General features: G+C 52.8%; 13 protein-coding genes and 5 tRNA genes. 15 read left to right on the plus strand and 3 right to left on the minus strand.

Features of this window, described 5'->3' with window-relative positions; translation table 11 throughout:
• Positions 1-7,001: S-layer homology domain-containing protein (locus BN3772_RS07315; protein ID WP_052380408.1), on the plus strand; the 7,001-nt coding region annotated here is incomplete at its 5' end.
• Between the two features lie 698 nt (positions 7,002-7,699).
• Here BN3772_RS07315 and BN3772_RS07320 read toward each other — a convergent pair.
• The gene (locus tag BN3772_RS07320) at positions 7,700-8,128 is read right to left on the minus strand and encodes an Lrp/AsnC family transcriptional regulator (protein ID WP_042198265.1); all 429 of its coding nucleotides are present in this window, start codon (positions 8,126-8,128) and stop codon (positions 7,700-7,702) included.
• 128 nt (positions 8,129-8,256) lie between these two features.
• Here BN3772_RS07320 and BN3772_RS07325 point away from each other — a divergent pair, with 128 nt between their 5' ends.
• The 11 genes from BN3772_RS07325 (at position 8,257) to BN3772_RS07375 (ending at position 16,239) form a co-directional block, all read left to right on the plus strand.
• A complete protein-coding gene (locus tag BN3772_RS07325; protein ID WP_042198267.1) occupies positions 8,257-9,018 on the plus strand; it encodes an MBL fold metallo-hydrolase in 762 nt (253 codons plus the stop codon).
• Positions 9,019-9,180: 162 nt separating this feature from the next.
• Positions 9,181-9,256, plus strand: a tRNA-Asn gene (locus BN3772_RS07330).
• A 5-nt stretch (positions 9,257-9,261) separates the two neighbouring features.
• Positions 9,262-9,350: transfer RNA gene (locus tag BN3772_RS07335), tRNA-Ser, on the plus strand.
• A gap of 772 nt (positions 9,351-10,122) precedes the next feature.
• Positions 10,123-10,950 (plus strand): branched-chain amino acid ABC transporter permease, encoded by an 828-nt coding sequence (locus BN3772_RS07340; RefSeq protein WP_425280424.1) that lies wholly within the window; start codon positions 10,123-10,125, stop codon positions 10,948-10,950.
• Positions 10,951-10,962: 12 nt separating this feature from the next.
• Positions 10,963-11,928 (plus strand): branched-chain amino acid ABC transporter permease, encoded by a 966-nt coding sequence (locus BN3772_RS07345; RefSeq protein ID WP_042198444.1) that lies wholly within the window; start codon positions 10,963-10,965, stop codon positions 11,926-11,928.
• Positions 11,900-12,679: an ABC transporter ATP-binding protein gene (locus tag BN3772_RS07350; RefSeq protein WP_042198270.1), complete on the plus strand. Its 780-nt coding sequence runs from the start codon at positions 11,900-11,902 to the stop codon at positions 12,677-12,679. Before BN3772_RS07345 ends, BN3772_RS07350 begins: the two co-directional genes overlap by 29 nt.
• 4 nt (positions 12,680-12,683) lie before the next feature.
• A complete protein-coding gene (locus BN3772_RS07355; protein WP_042198272.1) occupies positions 12,684-13,385 on the plus strand; it encodes an ABC transporter ATP-binding protein in 702 nt (233 codons plus the stop codon).
• 69 nt (positions 13,386-13,454) lie between these two features.
• Complete coding sequence (locus BN3772_RS07360) at positions 13,455-14,654, plus strand: ABC transporter substrate-binding protein (RefSeq protein WP_042198274.1); 1,200 nt, start codon at positions 13,455-13,457, stop codon at positions 14,652-14,654.
• A gap of 103 nt (positions 14,655-14,757) precedes the next feature.
• Positions 14,758-15,888, plus strand: coding sequence for an alanine dehydrogenase (gene ald, locus BN3772_RS07365; protein WP_042198277.1), 1,131 nt, complete (start codon positions 14,758-14,760; stop codon positions 15,886-15,888).
• Between the two features lie 188 nt (positions 15,889-16,076).
• Positions 16,077-16,151, plus strand: a tRNA-Glu gene (locus BN3772_RS07370).
• 5 nt (positions 16,152-16,156) lie between these two features.
• Positions 16,157-16,239: transfer RNA gene (locus BN3772_RS07375), tRNA-Leu, on the plus strand.
• Positions 16,240-16,311: 72 nt separating this feature from the next.
• On the opposite strand, the gene BN3772_RS07380 is transcribed toward BN3772_RS07375, so the two are convergent.
• Both BN3772_RS07380 and BN3772_RS07385 read right to left on the minus strand, forming a co-directional pair.
• Positions 16,312-16,941 (minus strand): nitrogen regulation protein NR(II), encoded by a 630-nt coding sequence (locus BN3772_RS07380; RefSeq protein WP_042198279.1) that lies wholly within the window; start codon positions 16,939-16,941, stop codon positions 16,312-16,314.
• 35 nt (positions 16,942-16,976) lie between these two features.
• Positions 16,977-17,174, minus strand: coding sequence for a Rha family transcriptional regulator (locus BN3772_RS07385; RefSeq protein WP_042173561.1), 198 nt, complete (start codon positions 17,172-17,174; stop codon positions 16,977-16,979).
• Between the two features lie 143 nt (positions 17,175-17,317).
• Between BN3772_RS07385 and BN3772_RS07390 the strand changes: the two genes are divergently transcribed.
• The 3 genes from BN3772_RS07390 (at position 17,318) to BN3772_RS07400 (ending at position 18,342) form a co-directional block, all read left to right on the plus strand.
• A complete protein-coding gene (locus tag BN3772_RS07390; RefSeq protein WP_042198281.1) occupies positions 17,318-17,683 on the plus strand; it encodes a helix-turn-helix domain-containing protein in 366 nt (121 codons plus the stop codon).
• 85 nt (positions 17,684-17,768) lie between these two features.
• Positions 17,769-17,851 (plus strand) — tRNA-Leu (locus BN3772_RS07395).
• 104 nt (positions 17,852-17,955) lie between these two features.
• Positions 17,956-18,342, plus strand: a complete 387-nt coding sequence (locus BN3772_RS07400) for a hypothetical protein (protein ID WP_244444693.1) — start codon at positions 17,956-17,958, stop codon at positions 18,340-18,342.
• Positions 18,343-18,464 lie beyond the last annotated feature (122 nt).

Genomic DNA, 18,464 nt, shown 5'->3' on the forward strand with positions numbered 1-18,464 from the left:
CAGGAGCGGGGCAGATTCCAACAGGCACAGTCCTGATCAAGAACAAGTGGAAAAGCAATTATCTGTATGAGACCGGCGAAGGGATCATCCGGTACGGGATGACTAATCCGGCGGATACCTCTGCACACTGGAGAGTGGAAACAACGGACGACCTATCCCGGATCAAAAACGTCAAAACAGGCCACTACATCACGCTAGCCGGTAATGCCGGCAAAGAGGATTCCCTAAAAGCAGCAGCTAGTACAGGCGGAGGGAACGTATCCGAGCAGTGGCTGATCGATCTTTCGAACAGGAGCGGGTACATGGTTATCCGCAGTGCAACTGCGCCGGAGGGCAAGCTTGTTATCCATCAGGAGAATCAGCTTGGCTATGCCCAGGTCAGCGCGGATATTAATGTGACCTTTGAGAGTCCGCAGTGGGCTTTTGTTGATCTGAGCGCAGCACCTGCGGTGCGGCTGGAGAGCCGGATGCGTCCCGGTCAGGTGATGTATGAAGAGGAAGGCAAGGTACGCTATGGCAGAGCAGCACTTGGCAATGAGGCCGCGCAGTGGTTTCTGGAGCCTGGGGAGGCTGGCGGGACCTTAACCATTCGCAACCGTGCGACAGGGCATTACATCAAGCAGAACACGGAGCACTGGTCCGGTGTTGCGGCTGAGGCTATTGATCCCGCTGACAAGGGGTTAAGCGAATGGATTCAGGAGGCAGCCTTAGGCGATGATGGGGCAGGCTATATCACTCTGCGCAATTACGGGCTGACAGACGGGGGCAAAGAGCTGTGGCTGAATCCGCAGTACGGTGACGATAATGATGTACGCTCCAACAACTGGCCAGGCTGGGCAGGCAATCACAGTGCGCAGTGGACGATTGTACCGGTTACCGAACTGCAGCCTGTGCGGATAGCGGCTTATACCGATGAACAGACGGCGGCGGATTACCTCTATGAAGCTTCCGGCGGAGCATTGGCGCATGGAGCGATTGTACCGGAGGCGGCAAATGAGAACAGCTATTTATGGTATATCGAGGATTACGACGGCCATAAACGGTTGCGCAATGCGGCGAGCGGTCACTATATCACTTACACAGAGGGTTCGGTAAAAGCACTGGCACTCAGCGGCAGTCAGCCTTCCGACCGGTGGGTATTCAATGAATCGGATGATTACGATGATTATCAGACGATTGGGAATGTGCAGAGCCCGGGCGTCTATCTGGCGATGCTGGCAGGCGGCGGTGCCGGTGCCGGAACGGATGCCAGTACACTTGCGACGCAGTGGCAGCTGCTGGACCCAAGCACTCCAACAGATAACGCCGAGCATTATTACCGGATTCAGAACGGCTGGCAGTCTTTTTACTGGTACGAGAGCAAGGAAGGGCAGCTGAAATACGGCAATATGCAGGAGGACGGCTCTGACCAGTGGCTGGTGGAAAAGTATAACGGCCGCAAGCTGTTCAAGAACCGCAAGACCGGACACTACATCAATATAGCGCAGATGCCGGACGGACATATTCAGGTGAGCCCGCTGGCGGACAAAGCCAACGTGGATCAGACCTATATGTGGACCGGAAAAAATACAGGTGACAGCACATACGTTATTTCCAGTGTACTCGACAAGGAGCCGGGCAAACGGCCCGAGAAATATATCTCCCTGCAAAACCTGACCAAATATGCCGAATACGGTGTCATTAATCCGGATTGGGGCAGTCCCAAATGGAGATTTGTTCCGGTAACGGAGAAGAAGCAGGAGCTGTTCCGCTTCAAGCTTAACAGTGTGAACGGGGAAGATCAGTATTTGCAGGACGGTCCTGTTCCGGCTGTGCAGGAGAATGAGCGGAAGCTGGAGGAAGGAGGGGCTTCGGTTACGGAGGATGTGTATGCACATCAGTCAGGGCCGGAGGTGAAGAATACTGGTTCTGATGAAAAGAGTACGCTGACCGCAGAGACAGGGGATGAATCCGCCGGGCGGGCAACGCAGCTGGAACATGCTGAGGAGCAGGCAGCGGAGTCACACTATGGAGCGGACGTTGCTAAGGCTGCAGATGATTCAGATATGACAGTCGGCCAGGCGACATACGGTACGCTTGACCTGGAGGATGACAGCTTTGTATGGCAGCTGCAGGAAATCCCGGGTACAAACGGAGCGGTGAAGATTAAGAACAGGGGCACAGGCCGATATCTCTCGCTGCAAAATTTCGGGGAGGCGATCGAGCAGGAGTTACCTGAGCTGGCTGTTCCTACAGAGCAGACAGTCTATGATGTCTGGGCCAGCATCCGGTGGGTGGTGGATATGCAGCAATCAGGTGTTTCTACTATTAAAAGCGCCTGGGCCGGCCATTATCTGTACGGTGCAGCCGGTGCAGACGGCGAACCGGTCATCCGGATCAGTAAAGCGGCAGGTGCCTCCAGTATGGATAGCGCCCGGTTTACCGCCGAAGCGGTAACAGAAGCTCCGCCGGCGGTTCCTGTGTATCCGCTCAGATTCAAGAACGCGCAGACCGGCGATTATCTCTATGAAAATGAGTATGGTGTAGTGCTGTACGGCCAGCCTGCGGCGGATAACGGCTACTCGCACTGGACGATTTCTGGCGGAGCGGATGGTCAATTTATTGTAAACCGCGCTACCGGCCACTATCTGACCTTGAATGAAGATTATTCGTTCCTGGAAGGCAGCGCTGAGCCGGATAAGCATGGTGCCTCAGCCTGGAGAATAAGCCTGGCTGCAGATTACCGCAATTACCTGATCCGCAGCCTATATGGGGAATATGACGATGAGCTGATTCATGTGAGCAATAAAACCGGCTATGCCGAGCGCACCCTGCTGCTGGACAGCGAGGTTTCTGCACAATGGGCGCTTGAAGCGGCACCTGGAGAGTTCAACAGGCCGGCCGGTGAGGCGCGAAATAGCGATACCTCCACACCGGTGCAGGATAATACCAACATTGTGAGGATCGCCCCGCAATCACCGGCTGGGAAAGTACTGGCGGAGAAGAATGGCCAGCCGGTTTATGCGGACAGCACGGACTTTTCTGCTAAAGCTGAGTGGCTGGTACAGGATTATAACGGCCGCAAAAGGATTAAAAATGTGCAGACCGGCCACTATCTCTCACTTGATGAAAAAGGTACTGCTGTGCTGGGTTCCGGCGGCGGGGAGGCCTCGCAGTGGATTACGGAGGAGAAGCTCGGCTTCATGCGGATCAGCAGTGCAGGCCATAGTGCAGTGTTCGCCGTGGACGGCAATGAGCAATGGAGCTTCGTGCCGGTGCCTAAGGATATTGTGTATCCCGGCAAGGATGCCTTCCATGGCAATGGACTGCTGCGGTTTGCGGTAAATGCGGAGCAGGCCGGAGAGTACAGCGCGGTACTCCGTTATAAATATCCAGCTTCTACAGGTGCTGCGCTGAATGTAACGGTGAACGGGCTCCCGCAGGGTATAGCTGCGTTGACGGCTGGCAGCGGTAACTGGAACGAGGTACCTGTGGAGCTGGCGCTGAGAGCAGGTATGAATACCGTTACGATCAGCAGCGGCGATGGTGACTGGAGTAAGGTATCCGTTGACAGTCTCACCGTCAAGGACAGTGTGGCCAAAGCCTATCGCGGGGCAACTGTGCCTTATATCGGCTATGAGGCAGAGGATGCAGTTACGAACGGCGAGCTTATAGGTCCGTCCCGCAAATACCGCAGTGTCGCCTCGGAAGCCTCCGGGCGGCAGGCGGTGGTGCTTAAGGATACCGGCGATTATATCGAGTTCACCCTGGCTGAGGCAGCGAACGCTATCGTGCTGCGTTATTCCATCCCGGACAGTCCGGACGGGGCAGGAGCTGAGGAGACGCTGACGCTGGTGGTGAACGGCCAACGTCAGGAGCTGAGCCTGACCTCCAAATATGCCTGGGAATACGGCAGCTATCCGTGGTCGAATGATCCAAGGCAGGGCAGCGGGCACCGCTTTTTTGACGAGATTCATGCCCTGATCGGGGAGGCTCCGGCAGGGGCTGTAATCCGTCTGGAGAAAAGTGCGCAGGATCAGGCAGCCTCTTATGTCATTGATCTGGCAGAGCTGGAGCAGGTTGCCCCTGCACTTGAGATGCCGGCAGGCTATCTGTCTGTGACGGATTACGGCGCAGTCCCTGATGATGAAGGCGATGATACTGCCGGTTTCAAGGCTGCGCTGGCTGCGGCAGAAGCAGCCGGCAGCGGCGTCTGGTTCCCGGCAGGCAGCTTCAATGTCGGCGACGGCCTGCTTGACCTGTATCGTGCAGACATCCGCGGGGCAGGGATGTGGCATACGACGCTGAACGGGGCCAAGTTCTACGGTCACGGAGGTGAGATCAGCGTACATGATCTGCTGATTGAGGGCGGTATTAATGTGCGTGACGATGAGGCGGTTACGAACGCTTTTCACGGGGCGTTCGGGCAGGGCTCACTGATCCAGAATGTCTGGATCGAGCACACGAAGGCCGGACTGTGGCTGACCCAGCCGGGAGGCGAGAAGGCGCGGACAGACGGCCTGCACATGGTCGGCCTGCGCATCCGCAATCTGATGGCGGACGGCATTAACTTTGCCGTAGGCACAGGCAACAGCATGATGGAGCAGAGCGACATCCGCTATCCGGGTGATGACGGGATTGCCATGTGGTCTTTTACCGATGATAAGCTGAAAGACGTTAACGGCAGCGAGCGGACGCCGAGCTTCAATAATACAGCCCGCTTCAATACCGTTGCGCTGCCTTGGCTGGCTGATAATATCGTCGTCTTCGGCGGCCGGGACAACAAAATTCAAGATAATATTGTCAAAGACACCGTAACAAACGGTGCGGGTATTGCTGTATCGACCCGTTTCTCGGCGGAGCCCTTCCATGGAACTACAGTGGTAGAACGTAATACACTGCTTCGTACAGGCAGCTATGATTCCGGTTATGGCGTCAATTTAGGAGCCATCTGGCTGTATGCAGGCGAGAGCAATCTGAATGCCGATATCCAGATCGGCGGCAATACCATACTGGACAGTACCTTCTCCGGGCTGGTTGCGCACGGCAATATGAGGCTGGACGGTGTTGTGCTAACTGACAATGTGATTGACGGGGCAGGCACAAGCGGTGTGGAAGTGACGCCGGACCTGACCGGCAGTCTGCTGATCGACAATCTGATTATCCGCGGGGAGCGGATGAACCTGCTGGCTAATCCGGCAGCCGGGTTCACCATCCGCGAGAAGAATCAGGGTATCGCAGCTGCCGTTAAGCCGTTCACGGTGAAGCTGGCTGACGGGCAGAAGGGGCCTTTTACCCTGAAGCAGGGGACGGCTGCTGAACTGCAGGTACTGGATCAGAATGGTGCGGATCTTACCGCGCAGGCTGAATGGAGTTTCACGGAAGCAGGTATAGCCGGTCTTAAGGACGGCAGGCTGCAGGCTGTCGCAGCAGGGAATACCCTGCTGAGCGTGAGCGTGAACGGCAGCTCACGGGTGTATGACCTGGCTGTGCTGAAGCCGGACGATACGGAGTCCGGCAGCCCCGGCGGCACCGGAGGCTCCGGCGGCAGCGCAGGAACTGGCGCTGCTGCGGCGGACGGTGACGCCCGCCTGAGCGCTGCTGCTGCCGCAGGCCAGCGCGAGATCACTATCGCTGCCGGTGCCGGCGGCACGGCGCGCTTCAGTGCAGCCGCCCTGCGGAGCGCGGCTGCGGCAGTGCCCGGCGCCGTGCTCGTGGTCACGAGCGGCACCGCGGCGTACCGCTTTCCGCTGCACCGCGCGGAAAGGGTGCTTGAAGCGGCCGGCCTTGCGGACGGCACGCTGGAATTTGCGCTGGCTCCGCTTGGCGGCGCAGCGCTTGAGAAGCTGCTTGCCGACGCAGGCAAGCAGGCCCTTGCGGTGAAGGGTGTGCCGGCAGGCTTCACCCTGAGTGTACTCGGCGGCAGCGGCGCAGCCGCCGTGCCGGTCAGCGGCTTCGGCGCTGCTTACGCAGAGCGGACGCTGACCGTGGGCGAAGCGGTCAGTGCAGACCGCGCAGCAGCGCTGCTGTACGATGCACAGACCGGTACCTTCCGGTATGTGCCGGCCCTGTTTGAGACGGCCGGCGGGGTAACGAAGGTTACCGTAAAGAGCAACGTAGCCGGGGGCGTTATAGCCGTTGCGCTGCATCCGGTCAGCTTCAGCGATCTATCCGGCCACTGGGCCAAGACCGAGATTGAGCTGCTGGCAGGCAAGCTCATCCTGAACGGCACCGGCGCCGGTAATTTTGCGCCGCAGCAAACCGTCAGCCGGGCCGAATTCGCGGCCATGCTGGTGCGCTCGCTTGGCCTGCTGCCGGATGCTGCGGCTGATGCCGCAGCCTTCAGCGACGTGCCGGCCGGCGCCTGGTTCGCAGCCGATGCCCAGGCGGCTGCCGGTCTGGGCCTGGTGCAGGGCTACGCGGACGGAACCTTCCGTCCGGAGGCTCCGGTCACCAGGGAGCAGCTGGCGGTGATGGCCGCCAGAGCACTGAAGCTGATGCAGTCAGCTTCAGCCCTGCCTGAAGCCGTGCATGCTTCAGCAGCCGCCGAACCTGGAGCCACTACCGCAGCAAATGTTGCTACAGTAACTACCCAACCTGGACTTACCACCGCAGCAAATGTTGCTTCAGTAGCCGCCAAAACTAGAGCTACCACCGCAGCAAATGTTGCCACAGTAGCCGCCAAACCTGGGGCCACCATCGCAGCAAATGTTGCTACAGTAACTACCGAACTTGAAGGCGCCGTATCTGGCACGGCTCCAACTAGTAACGCATCGGCCTTAGCGAGCCAGGCCTTTGTCACTGGTGCTGCATCCGGTGCAGCACCAGTAACCCCCGGCAGCTTCTCCGACGCTGCCGACATCGCTTCCTGGGCGCAGGAAGCGGTGAACACCCTGACCGCCGGCGGAATCATGTTGGGACGGCCTTCCGGCAGCTTCGCACCGCAGGCCTTCACCAGCCGCGCCGAAGCGGCGGTCATACTGGCCCGGCTGCTGCGGGCTGGCAGGCTGCTGAACGACTAATCCTGTTCATCCTGCCTTAATGCAGCACCCAAAAAGCCGCCGCCTCAGGAAGCTCCATTCCTTGGGCGACGGCCTTTCTAATGTGGCAACATTAATGTTGCCCCTTTAATGTTGCACCTCTAATATTGCATCTCTAAAGTGTTGCTTCACTCTAATGTTAATTTTCTAATGTTGCACTCCAAAGCGGTATTGCTAATGTGGCTTCAATGAAATCCGCTTACAGCATTTCATTATCGTTAATTGGAAAAAAGTCACTTAATTCTCCGGAAACTATGGTGGGGAGAGGTTTAGTTGGATAAAGGCTGCTTAATTTTGCTGATTTATGGCTAATAGGGGTTTTCGGCTAGATTAACTGTCGATTTTCCACCTAATCATTAGAAATCAGCTGAAACCGCAAAATTAGTTGGCGAAAATCGAACTAATGAGTTCAGTCTACGACAAGTTCAGTCTACGACAAGTTCAGTCTACGACAAGTTCAGTCTCCAATAATCTCGGTCTCCAATGGTTCGGTCTCCAATGATGTGCTCTGCTGTGCGTTCATTTTGCAATAAGCTCGGTCTCCAATGATGTGCTCTGCTGTGCGTTCATTTTGCAACAAGCTTGGTCTCCAATGATGTGCTCTGCTATGCGTTCGTTCTGCAACAGGTTCGGTCCAAAGTGTTCTAGCTTCATACTTAGGAGCTCCGGGACACCTGCCCCTACTTAAGCTGCCCCATCCCCAAATTCACCCGGTAATTGCCAAACTCCAGCAGCTCGTCCAAAAAAGCATTCAGCTCCTCCTGCCCCTTCAGCCGCACACGTATCCAGTAGCAGCCTTCACCGCTGACGCGGTGCAGCTCAAGCACGCTGTCTTTATTTTTGGCAAACTGCTGAAAAGGGGGATGTGCGGCGTTGGAGCTCAAAAACACAGTGACAAAAGCATGGATTCCCAGTCCGATTTTAGCCGGATTCCAGCGCACGGTATAGCCCTCGATAATCTCAAGCTCCCGCATTCTGCGGATGCGCGCGCCTACGGCCTGTCCGGTCATATGCACCAGTGCCCCGATGTCCTTGTGGCTGAGTGTGGAGTCCTCGATAAGATATTGCAGAATGCGGTAATCGGTATCGTCGATCATATAGGAGGTCATATAGAGTGAATCCTTTCCGTGTGAAAGTAGAAATGCCCGATCTGTTTCGAAGCGCAATGTAATACAGAATGAAAAGCTTTTATAATGAATTGTAGCAGAAGACAGCCTGTAGAAAGAGGTGTACACATATGAAAATTCAACTGATCCGCAATGCCGCCCTATGGCTGCAGTATGGAGGGCTGACCTTCCTGATAGATCCTATGTTAAGCGAAAAGGGGGCCAATCCGCCAATCGTCAACACCGCCAATGAGCGCAGAAATCCGCTGGTGCCGCTGCCTGCTCCCGCAGGGCAATGGCTGAATCCGGATGTGGTGCTGGTAACCCACCTTCATCAGGATCATTGGGATGCGGCTGCGGTCTCGCTTTTGGCCCATGATCTGCCTGTGCTGTGCCAGGAAGGGGATCAGGAGAGGATCGGCGGGCAAGGCTTCATTAATGTTACAGCTGTGCCTGATACAGAGCCGCTGGCTTTCCAAGGTGTCGCTATAACGCGTGTAGGAGGACAGCACGGGACCGGAGAGACAGGGAAAATGATGGGCAAGGTGTCCGGGTTTATTTTTCAGGCAGTGAATGAACCTGTGCTGTACCTGGCGGGGGATACAATCTGGTGCGGAGAGGTTAAAACGGCTTTGGACACGCATCATCCTGAGGTGGTTATCTTAAATGCCGGAGGTGCGCGTTTTATGACCGGCGGCCCTATTACGATGGATGAGCAGGATGTTGTGGACGTCTGCCGCCATGGGCCGGATGCAGCTGTTATCGCAGTGCATATGGAAGCCATTAACCACTGTCTCGTAACCCGAGAGATGCTTAAGGCTCGTTTGGCTGAAGAAGGGCTGCTGGAGCGTGTGTTTATTCCCGCAGACGGGGAATTTTGCCGTAGTTTCTGAAGCGGCGGAAGTTATGTTTAACTGCAATAATCGGGGGAGATGGAAGTTCAGGTGTTTAAGTCCTGATTCCGCGGCTTCCAAATGTAACCGTTATAAAAATTCTATGCCGCCGCTTGACGCGAACCCGAAATCATGATAAATTATTCCTTGTTCATGTAATGTTCCCTGATAGCTCAGTTGGTAGAGCACTCGACTGTTAATCGAGTTGTCACAGGTTCGAGTCCTGTTCGGGGAGCCATTCTTGGAGAGATACCCAAGTGGCTATAAGGGGACCCTCTGCTAAGGGGTTAGACTGCGTAAGCGGTGCGAGGGTTCGAATCCCTCTCTCTCCGTCGTAATTACAGAAATGAAGCTCCCGGTTTTCCGGGGGCTTTTTTTTGTTGCTGCCGTGGGAATGAAATCTGGCTGTCAGAATTGTTTCCGCGAATGCCCAATAAGCTGCTCTTCGGACTATAAATAATATCTTCCGCACCCTCATCAGCAGCTCCGCATTACCCCATTTCTTTCTTCGGGAATACTGCGCATTAAATATTTTGCAAAAATAGTTATGTGGGCTCGGATGAAGGCGAAAGAGGGGGTTTGTCACAATTTGGTGTCGAATGTTAGCTTTTCTAGCCTAAAACTACATTATACTATTCGAACCTATGTAATTCTAGCGATGTAACTCGTTATTCCTTTAATTAGTTGAAGAATTGATGCTGTGAAGAGACAAATGTTATATTATTTGAGCGAAAATAAAGTATTGTATTAGAAAAGGGAAGAAAATTCAAAAGAACACTCCTCCTGAATCCTCTGTTTTACTCCGAAATCCTCTCGTTTTCATACCTTTTGTAGATTTTGTAACCTATAGTTTACATTACCTGTTAAGTAATATAACGCTAATTTTCGAAAATTATATTAAAAGCTTGCATTTTTTAGTGACGCACCAAAAACCATGTGTTAATATAAATGACATCTTAGAAAGAAAAACAGATTGGGAGACAGAGGAAGGGGTTTTTTGATTACTATGGGGAAAAGGGGATGGCGATGGAGTACTTCATTCAGCAATTAATTAACGGGATTTCCGTAGGCAGCATTTACGCTCTGATCGCCCTTGGCTACACAATGGTTTACGGGATTATCAAGCTGATCAACTTTGCTCACGGCGACATTTTTATGGTCGGGTCGTTCATCGGCCTGTACAGTGCCAAGTTTCTGTCAAATGCCGGGCTTCCTCCGGTACTGGTGCTGCTGCTGTCGCTGATCATATCAATGACGATGAGCTCACTGCTTGGGATCACTATTGAACGGCTTGCATATAAGCCGCTGCGCAAGTCCACCAGAATAGCCGCACTTATAACAGCGATCGGCGTATCGTTCCTTCTGGAATATGTCGGAGTGCTTATCCTCGGACCGCAAGCGAAAGGGTTCCCGGATATTATGGTGAAGAAGCAGTATCAGCTGTTCGGAAGTTCGATCCAAGTCGATTCCAATCAGGTTATGATTCTGATTACTACCATTGTACTGATGATTATTCTGCAATATATCGTTCGTTATACGAAGACCGGTAAGGCCATGCGGGCCGTATCGTTTGATATGGAAGCGGCACGGTTGATGGGGATCAACGTAGACCGCACCATCTCGGCAACCTTTGCCATCGGGTCGGCGCTTGCTGCAGCTGCCGGCGTAATCTTCGGTATGACGTATAACTCGGTTGATCCGCTTATGGGTGTAATGCCGGGCCTCAAAGCTTTTGTAGCGGCAGTACTTGGAGGAATCGGAAGCATTCCGGGCGCGCTTGTCGGCGGATTGCTGCTGGGAACAGTTGAGACTGAAATTTCATCGCTTGGCTATTCATCCTGGCGTGACGGTGTTGCTTTTGCCGTGCTGATTCTGATCCTAATCTTCAAACCATCCGGGCTGTTCGGCAAGAATGTCCGGGAGAAAGTGTAGGTGGGGAACAGCATGAAGAAGCTGAATACAAAATTCTGGCTGGGCATTATCGTTGCCCTTGCGTTCTATGGTTTAGTTCAAGTTCTCCTAACAATTGGAATATTCAATGATGTAACCCGCTCAATGCTGCTTCTGGTAGGCGTTAACGTAATGCTGGCAGTTTCGCTGAACCTGATTAACGGGATTACCGGACAGTTCTCGATCGGGCATGCCGGATTTATGTCCGTCGGTGCCTACACCTCGGCTATACTGACACTTGATTACGATGTGCCGTTTGTTCTGGCTATCATTGCCGGCGGTATCGTGGCCGCGGTCTTCGGGGTGTTGATCGGGATGCCGACGCTTCGTCTCAACGGCGATTATCTGGCGATTGCTACACTGGGTTTTGGCGAGATCATCCGGATTGTTCTGCTAAATACAGAATATGTAGGCGGTGCTTCCGGTCTGAGCGGAATTCCGGCAAAAACCACCTGGACAATCATTTTCTTCTTTACCTTGTTCACGGTTATTCTTATTAACAACTTCATCCGCTCCACGCATGGCCGTGCCTGTCTGGCTATCCGCGAGAATGAAATTGCCGCAGAAGCGATGGGGATTAATACCACATTGTATAAGGTCATTGCATTTACCATCGGTGCTTTGTTTGCAGGGATGGCGGGCGGTTTGTCGGCGCATACCTTCTATGTTATTACTCCCGGCAGCTTCAACTTCCTGAAATCATTTGAAATTCTCGTAATGGTCGTTCTAGGAGGTCTGGGCAGTACGGCGGGATCTATTGTAGGGGCAGTATTCGTTACGCTGCTCTACACGTATCTGCGTGAATTCCCGGAATGGCGGATGATTATCTACTCCATCGTTCTGATTCTGATGATGATTTTCCGTCCGAGCGGCCTGCTTGGCAAAACCAAAATTAATTTCGGCAAGCTCGGTAAAAAGGAGGCAAAGGGCAATGGCAGCATCGACAGCAGTACTCCTTGACGTTAAAGGGGCCAGCCGTTCCTTTGGAGGCCTCAAGGCGCTGAGTGAAGTTTCCCTTCATATTAACAAGGGGGAGCTCATCGGCCTGATCGGACCGAACGGCGCCGGCAAAACAACATTATTCAACCTGTTAACCGGGGTGTACCCGCCCTCTACCGGTAAGATTCTGCTTAACAACGAGTCGGTAGGCGGCATGAAGCCCTTTAAGATCAATCATAAAGGTGCGGCGCGCACATTCCAGAACATCCGGCTGTTTACAGCTATGACTGTACTGGAAAATGTCAAAATCGCCTTCCACCAGCATGCCAGACATTCCTTATTCAGCTCCATGCTCCGGCTTCCGAAGCACTTCAAGGGTGAAGAGGAAATCACGCAAAAGGCGATGGATATTCTCAAAATATTCAGCCTCGCTGATCAGGCCCAGGAGACGGCAGGCAACCTCAGTTATGGTAATCAGCGCCGTCTGGAAATAGCCCGTGCGCTTGCGGCCGGACCTAAGCTCCTGCTGCTGGATGAACCGGCTGCCGGTATGAACCCGAATGAAACCCGGGATCTGATGAACCTGATAGCCTGGATCCGGGAAGAATTCGATCTGACGATTCTCCTGATCGAGCATGATATGTCACTGGTTATGGGTGTCTGCAACCGGATCTATGTCCTGGACCGCGGAGTCCTTATCGCCGACGGAACACCGGTGGAAATCCGGAACAATCCGAAGGTTATTGAAGCGTATTTGGGACAGGAGGCGTAAAGGGATGCTTACAGTACAGGGAATCAACGTTTACTACGGAGCCATTCACGCATTAAAGGATCTCAGTATTCAGGTTAACCAGGGAGAGATTGTGACGCTGATCGGCGCCAACGGCGCAGGGAAATCCACGCTGCTCAAGACGCTGTCCGGGCTGCTTAAGCCTAAGACCGGCAGTATTGAGTTTCTGGGTAAATCCATCACGAGCCAGAGTGTTCAGTCAATAGTGAAGCAGGGGCTGATTCATTGCCCGGAAGGCCGGCGCGTGTTCGCCAATATGTCAGTAGAGGAAAATCTTGAGCTCGGGGCTTACCTACAGGACGGTAAAAGCCTTTCCGCTGATTTCGAGAGAGTCTACAGCATGTTCCCGAGACTGCTTGAGCGTAAAAAGCAGCAGGCCGGAACGTTGTCCGGCGGTGAACAGCAGATGCTGGCCATGGGCCGTGCTATTATGGGACACCCTAAGCTGCTGCTGCTGGATGAGCCTTCAATGGGCCTTGCCCCGCTGCTGGTGCAGGATATTTTTAAGATTATACAGGAGGTTAACGCAGCCGGTACAACGGTGCTGCTGGTTGAGCAGAACGCCCATCAAGCACTTAAGATTGCTCACCGCGCCTATGTGCTGGAAACCGGAAAAGTGGTTCTGGAGGGAGACGCCAAGGAATTGGCAGATTCGGAAGAGATCAAAATGGCCTATCTCGGCCACTAGATAAATGTATCTGAAGCATCACAGATCCAACACATAGAAATAATATTATTCGGGAGGCTGGGAGAAACTATGAAAAAAATTGGGGCCATCATTTTGTCAACAGTATTGACTGCGGTATTGGCATCAGGCTGCGGCAACAACACAGAGAACAGCGCTAACTCTGCAAGCGGCGGTAATGCAGCTGCCGGGGGCACAATCAAAATCGGTGCCGACCTTGAGCTTACAGGCGGCCAGGCTTCTTTCGGCGACTCCGCATCCAAGGGCGCTCAGCTCGCTGTAGACCAGATCAATGCAGCCGGCGGTATTCTGGGCAAGCAGCTTGAGCTGGTTATTGCCGACAATGCCTCGAAATCTGAAGAGGCAACTCAGGCAGCACAGAAGCTGATCACCAACGATAAAGTGGTTACAATTATCGGTGCATCCACTTCTACGAACACACTTGGGATCGTTCCGGTTGCTACCGAGAAGCAGATTCCGCTTGTAGCTGTTGGTGCAACCAACCCTAAGGTTACAGTTGACGAGCGCAGCGGCGATGTGAACGAATGGGTATTCCGCGCAGCCTTTATCGATCCGTTCCAAGGCCAGGTTATGGCTAACTTTGCAAGCAACAATCTCAGTGCTAAAACGGCAGTGATCTATACAGATACTTCGAGTGACTACTCCAAGGGTCTGCAGAAGTTCTTTGAAGAAACCTTCAAGGCTAACGGCGGAGAAATTCTGAGCCAGGAATCCTATCAGCAGAAAGACTCTGACTTCAAAGCGGTTCTGACCCGCATCAAAGCCTCTAATCCGGATGTTATCTATCTGCCGGGCTACTATGAAGAGGTGGGTAAAATCGTGAAGCAGGCCCGTGAGATGGGTATTACTGTACCGTTCCTGGGCGGCGACGGCTGGGATTCCCCGCAGCTGGCTGAAATTGCCGGTGCAGCAGCGCTAGAGAACACTTTTATGTCCAACCACTATTCACCTGAAGATACGGCAACAGAAGTAACCACGTTCGTTGATGCTTACAAAGCAGCTAACGGCGGTGCAGTACCTGACGGTATGGCGGCTCTCGGCTATGATGCGCTTAAGCTGGTTGCTGATGCAATCACCCGTGCAGGTGAAGCTGATCCGGCTAAGATCAAGGATGCTCTGGCAGCAACCAAGGATCTGCAGCTGGCTACCGGTAAAATCACTCTGAACGAAACCCATGACCCGGTTAAAGCTGCTGTCGTGCTGAAATTTGTCGGCGGTGTTCAGACTTTTGAAGCAAAGGTTAATCCTTAAGCGATTCTTCCGCATATGATGTGGGGAATGAATAATGGACTCTACAGAGAAAGGCTCCTTTGCGGGCCTTTCTTTTGTCATCCTGAATAGAGGAGGAACAGACATGATTATCGGAGTACCGAAAGAGCTCAAAAACAACGAAAACCGTGTAGCTCTCACCCCGGCGGGAGTGGAAGCCCTCTGTAAAGCCGGCCATAAGGTGCTGATTGAGCAGTCGGCTGGGGCCGGCAGCGGCTTCAGTGACGGAGAGTACTTGAATAAGGGCGCAGTGTTGTATCCGGAAGCTGCTCAAGTATGGAATGAAGCGGAAATGGTCCTTAAAGTGAAAGAGCCGCTGGCTGAAGAATATGTTTTTTTCCGCAAGGGCCTTATTCTGTTCACTTATCTGCATCTTGCGCCTGAGGCAGAGCTTACCAAAGCGCTGGTGGACGGAGGAGTTACAGCTGTTGGCTATGAAACCATCCAGCTTGCGGACGGCTCGCTGCCGCTGCTGACCCCGATGAGTGAGGTTGCGGGGCGGATGGCAGTTCAGATCGGAGCAAGGCTGCTGGAAAAGCCGCAGGGCGGGAAGGGGGTTCTGCTGAGCGGCGTGCCCGGGGTACAGCCCGGTGAGGTCGTAATCGTGGGCGGGGGCGTTGTCGGTACAAATGCGGCTAAAATGGCGCTGGGACTTGGTGCAAGAGTGACTATACTCGATAACAATGCCGCCCGGCTCCGCTATCTGGATGATATTTTTGGCGGGCGCCTCATTACAATCATGTCGGATTCCTATCATCTAGAGCAGGCGGTACGCAAAGCCGATCTGCTGATAGGGGCCGTGCTGATTCCCGGCGCCCGTGCCCCCAAGCTGGTGAAGGAGTATATGGTACAGCAGATGAGTGAAGGCTCTGTCATAGTGGATGTGGCGATTGACCAGGGCGGCTCCATCGAAACCATTGACCGTACAACTACCCATGAGAATCCGACATATGTAAAACACGGCGTCGTGCATTATGCAGTAGCCAATATGCCGGGGGCAGTGGCCCGTACCTCGACGCTTGCGCTCACTAATGTGACAGTGCCGTATGCACTGCAGATTGCCGGTTCGGGCATTCGCAAGGCAGTGCTTGACAATCCGGCACTGGCCCGCGGGCTTAACGTAGCAGCCGGGCAGGTGACGAATACCGCGGTAGCCAAGAGCCTAGGCTATGAGCCGGTTGACGGAGCTGAGGCGCTGGCTTTGCCGGGCAGCTAAGGCAATTATGAGCGGGCATGTCTTCAATGCAGTCTATACAGTCTTTGGACGGGAGGGGCGGTGTTGGTATTTTCCGCATCCGCCTCCCGGATATTTTCAGGATTTCACGATTCAGAAAAAAGCACTTGTCAAAGCTAGCGGAGTTTGATATACTCATTTTTGTTGTGGTAAACACAAATTATGAATAAGGCCCGTTGGTCAAGGGGTTAAGACACCTCCCTTTCACGGAGGTAACAGGGGTTCGAATCCCCTACGGGTCACCATATATGCGGTAGTGGTGGAATGGCAGACACGCTATCTTGAGGGGGTAGTGGGCGTATGCTCGTGGAGGTTCGAGTCCTCTCTACCGCATAATTAAAGGAACGGAAGCCTTGGTCTCAAGGATTTCGTTCCTTTTGTTTTGTGCGCAGAAGTTTTAGAATATTACTGGTTCAGAACTCCGGCATATTGGGGATACAGCTGGCGGATGCAATCCGGGCAAATATCATGGGTGAATTGCAGGGAAAGCTGGGCATGAAGAAACCGCTCAACAGTGATCCATTCTTCCAGGCTGCTGCGGACAGATTTGCAGGACGCGCATATGGGCACGAGACTGCCGGTAATACGGCGGGGACGCAAAGGATGACAGCTGCGGGTGTGCTCATGCTGGCGGGGCTCAGCAGGACCTTTATCGTGCAGGGAAAGAACAAGTGACTGAATTCCGCAGGAGCGCTCAGTGAATAACGGAAAAGCGTCCAGGCTGAACACACGGTCAGGTTGGTCAGGGATATGCAGAAAAAAATCAGAGCTGGAAATCAAACGTCCGCCCTGAAGGATGTCCTGTACAGCATTAGCCAGTGCTGTGAGCTGGACGGGGATGGTGATCCACTCTTCAAAGAGCTGCAGATAGTGGCTTCCCGTCATTCCGCCCGCTTGTGACAGCCTGTAATGCTCCGGGAACGTCTTCCAATGATTATTCATAAACAGGATGATTCCGGTTCTGTCTATAACCAGCGCTTTATGTGTCAGGGCGTTAAGAGAAGCAGTGAGGGCTGTAGATAAGCTTAATGGCAAGGTTATCGCTCCTTGAGTGCATGCAGGATGGGCTGTCAGTACGGAGGCAGGTTCAGAAGCTCTGACACCAGACGCCTGTAGCGTTCAGCCTTCCGTGTACCATGAATCAGATTAGACAGGCGGTAGGGCGGTATTTCGTGCAGCTCGCAGAATTTCTTCTGATCCAGCTGTAATTCTGTCAGCCTCTGTTTGATTGCCCAGCCATAGGGGGTCACGGGACGTTTGCTGTTCAACAGGCTTCACCTCTTATCGACCATCCAGCCGTATGATATAATCATCTGGAACTAATAATAACCAATTATACACTTTTTTACGTCATTTTACAATCTAAATAACGTATTTGCGTCAAAAAAATGCTGTGGAAGGCGGTTGAACGATGCAGACGATCTATGATCGGATTGAATATCTGATTAAGCAGAAGGGAATTACCAAAAAGCTATTCTATGAGCAGCTCCATATCAGCTCAGGCAATTTCGGGGACTGGAGGCGCGGAAAGTCTACACCGGGAACGCAGCATCTGATCCGCATCGCTGAATTTTTTCATGTCAGTCTGGATTGGCTGATTTTGGGTAAAGCGGCTGCTGATGGGGTTCGTGAAGAAGGAGAAGCGTATTTGTCTGCCCAAATGCGGCAATTGAGTTGCCACAGTGAAGAGCTGCTGCCCAAAGAGCAAGAGTTTATCGAGGAATACATAGCATTTACCCGATACCGTAAACAAAAGCAGGCAGAGGAAAATTCCTAAGCCGGCATCTTTACATTTACTGCAAACCGGTTTATAATATTGAATGTTGACCTCAAACAAAGCTTTACCTTTTGTAAGACACCGCGCGGTAGTGGTGGAATGGCAGACACGCTATCTTGAGGGGGTAGTGGGTGTATACCCGTGGAGGTTCGAGTCCTCTCTACCGCATAATAATTTGTACAGAACAACAGGGCAGTAATTCTCTAGATGAGAGTTGGTGCCCTGTTGTTTTTTTACTATAACCTAAAACTGATTATATGGAGGAATATTCGATGATTCTCAAATCTCCCGGAGGCTCTATTTTTCCGTATTATTATAAGGGCGGAGAGATACACTGTTTGAAGTACGGCAGCTTTCATACCGACAGCAAAGCTTTGTTTGATTTAATGAAAGCGGAGGAGGCTTTTATTTTAGGGCAGCCTAAACGCCTTGCTGTATGGGTAGATTTATATGAAACACGGCTTACGAAGGAAGTGATGCGTGAACTTTCAGGGAACCTGATCAGGCTTCAGCCGCATATCCGAAAGCTGGCGATTGTCGGGAATTATTTCAGCAGACATCGGCTGCACAGGTATTTGCGTAAGCATGCCGGCCAAGCTGCGGCAGCAATTCAATATTATGACGATCCAGAGGATGCTAAGACTTGGCTGGTGATGTAGCTTGTCTAAGATAAATGCCAGATTATTTTATGGAAACGAAAAGATATATTAATCTGAAATTAATTGTGTAAAATATTATTGTTAGTGATATAATGTGATTACATTTAATCTTGGAGGGAATT

Origin of the sequence: Paenibacillus camerounensis (assembly GCF_000723885.1) — a bacterium.
Taxonomy (GTDB): Bacteria; Bacillota; Bacilli; order Paenibacillales; family Paenibacillaceae; genus Paenibacillus_AQ; species Paenibacillus_AQ camerounensis.

Bases quoted from the DNA above. Each gene is read 5' to 3' on its own strand.
- BN3772_RS07355 (WP_042198272.1), top strand. From the start codon at position 12,684: ATGCTTACAGTACAGGGAATCAACGTTTACTACGGAGCCATTCACGCA.
- BN3772_RS07325 (WP_042198267.1), top strand. From the start codon at position 8,257: ATGAAAATTCAACTGATCCGCAATGCCGCCCTATGGCTGCAGTATGGA.
- BN3772_RS07340 (WP_425280424.1), top strand. From the start codon at position 10,123: ATGGTTTACGGGATTATCAAGCTGATCAACTTTGCTCACGGCGACATT.
- BN3772_RS07390 (WP_042198281.1), top strand. From the start codon at position 17,318: ATGCAGACGATCTATGATCGGATTGAATATCTGATTAAGCAGAAGGGA.
- BN3772_RS07345 (WP_042198444.1), top strand. From the start codon at position 10,963: ATGAAGAAGCTGAATACAAAATTCTGGCTGGGCATTATCGTTGCCCTT.
- BN3772_RS07400 (WP_244444693.1), top strand. From the start codon at position 17,956: ATGATTCTCAAATCTCCCGGAGGCTCTATTTTTCCGTATTATTATAAG.
- BN3772_RS07360 (WP_042198274.1), top strand. From the start codon at position 13,455: ATGAAAAAAATTGGGGCCATCATTTTGTCAACAGTATTGACTGCGGTA.
- ald (WP_042198277.1), top strand. From the start codon at position 14,758: ATGATTATCGGAGTACCGAAAGAGCTCAAAAACAACGAAAACCGTGTA.
- BN3772_RS07320 (WP_042198265.1), bottom strand. From the start codon at position 8,128: ATGACCTCCTATATGATCGACGATACCGATTACCGCATTCTGCAATAT.
- BN3772_RS07350 (WP_042198270.1), top strand. From the start codon at position 11,900: ATGGCAGCATCGACAGCAGTACTCCTTGACGTTAAAGGGGCCAGCCGT.